General features: G+C 74.5%; 1 protein-coding gene and 1 pseudogene. Both read left to right on the top strand.

Annotation, left to right across the window (positions count from 1 at the left end):
* Nucleotides 1–488 (top strand): annotated as a pseudogene (locus AB0N07_RS50885) (hypothetical protein); the annotation flags it as partial.
* Nucleotides 485–1,354: an ABC transporter permease gene (locus tag AB0N07_RS50880; RefSeq protein ID WP_087114436.1), complete on the top strand. Its 870-nt coding sequence runs from the start codon at nt 485–487 to the stop codon at nt 1,352–1,354. The pseudogene AB0N07_RS50885 and the gene AB0N07_RS50880, both read left to right, overlap by 4 nt.
* Nucleotides 1,355–1,507: the final 153 nt, after the last annotated feature.

Raw genomic sequence — 1,507 nt, 5'->3', positions numbered from 1 at the left:
TCCAGAACCTGCAGCACGCCGACGGCCGCGCGGCCCTCGCCGGCGGTTCGGTGGCCGCGTGGTCCGGGCTCGACCCGATCATGGCGAAGGCCGAGGCCGAGGGCGCCCGCTTCCTGCACCGCGACCTCACCCTGAACACGTTCTCCGTCCTCAACGCCACGGAGTCCTTCCTCGAGGAGGACCCGGAGACCGCCCAGACCGTCCTGGACACGTACGAACGCGCCCGCGCCTGGGCGCTCGGCCACCCGGACGAGACCATCGGGATCCTGGCCGAGGCCGCGAAGATCTCTCCCGACGTCGCCCGCACCGTGATCCTCGAACGCACCAACGCGGACGTCAGCCCCGTGCCGGGCCAGGAGCTGCTCGACGCCCTGACGGGGGTCGGACGGATCCTGGTCGACACCGGGTCCGTCGACTACCAGCACCAGGTGGACGCCGCGCTGGCGAGCATCCTGGACACCCGTTTCGCCGAGGAGGCCATCCGATGAGCACCGCCCTGACCACCCCCGCCGCGACGACGGACCCCGAGGCGCGCGAGCGGTCGGATCGCCGCGACGACGGGGGGACGGGGGCACGCCGACGGCCGCGCCCCCGGGTGCTGGACCGGCCCGGCGCCCGGGCGGTGGTGGGCCTGGCCGTGCCCGCCGTCCTCCTGGTGCTGTGGTGGGCGGTGACGGCCGCCGGGCTGCTCTCCGCGGTGCAGCTGCCCTCCCCCGGCGCCGTGCTCAGCGCCGGCGTCAACCTGCTGGAGCGGGGCGACCTGTGGCTGCACGTCGGCATCTCCACCCAGCGCGTGCTGCTGGGCTTCCTGCTCGGCGCCGCACTCGGGCTGGCCGTGGGGTCCGCGCTCGGGCTGTCGCGGTGGGCGGACGCGCTGTTCGCCCCGCTGATCGGGGCGCTGCGCGCGGTGCCCTCGCTGGCCTGGGTGCCGCTGCTGATCCTCTGGATGCAGATCGGCGAGGAGTCCAAGGTCACCCTCATCGCGATCGGCGCGTTCTTCCCGGTGTTCACCACCGTCTACGCGGCCCTGCGCCATGTGGACCCGCACCTGGTGGAGGCCGGACGGGCCTTCGGCTACCACGGGCTGTCCCTGCTGCGGACGGTGCAGCTGCCCGCCGTGGTGCCGGCCGTGTTCTCCGGCCTGCGGCTGGCCCTGGCCCAGGCCTGGCTGTTCCTGGTGGCCGCGGAGCTGATCGCCTCCTCGATGGGCCTGGGCTTCCTGCTCACCGACTCGCAGAACAACGGGCGCACGGACCGGCTGATCCTGGCGATCATCCTGCTCGCCGTGCTCGGCAAGCTCACCGACTGGCTGCTCGGCCTGCTGGAGCGCCGGGCCCTGCGCCGCTGGGCCTGAGCCCGGCACGTCCGGCCGCCCCGCTGCCCGGTCAGCCCTCCTCGGGGACCTCGCCGGCCGACGTGTAGGCGGTCGGCGGGGTGCCGTTCACGAGCCAGTCGCCGGCCATGCGCACCTTGAACGCCGCCGGGTCGTGGGTGGCGAGGGTGCGGG

Source organism: Streptomyces sp. NPDC051172 (genome assembly GCF_040682555.1).
In the GTDB taxonomy this organism is placed as follows: domain Bacteria; phylum Actinomycetota; class Actinomycetes; order Streptomycetales; family Streptomycetaceae; genus Streptomyces.
The sequence above is the reverse complement of the archived record's forward strand: the minus strand, read 5'-3'. Positions and strand labels throughout refer to the sequence as shown.

Coding starts and splice junctions, on each gene's coding strand:
- AB0N07_RS50880 (WP_087114436.1), top strand. CDS start 485: ATGAGCACCGCCCTGACCACCCCCGCCGCGACGACGGACCCCGAGGCG.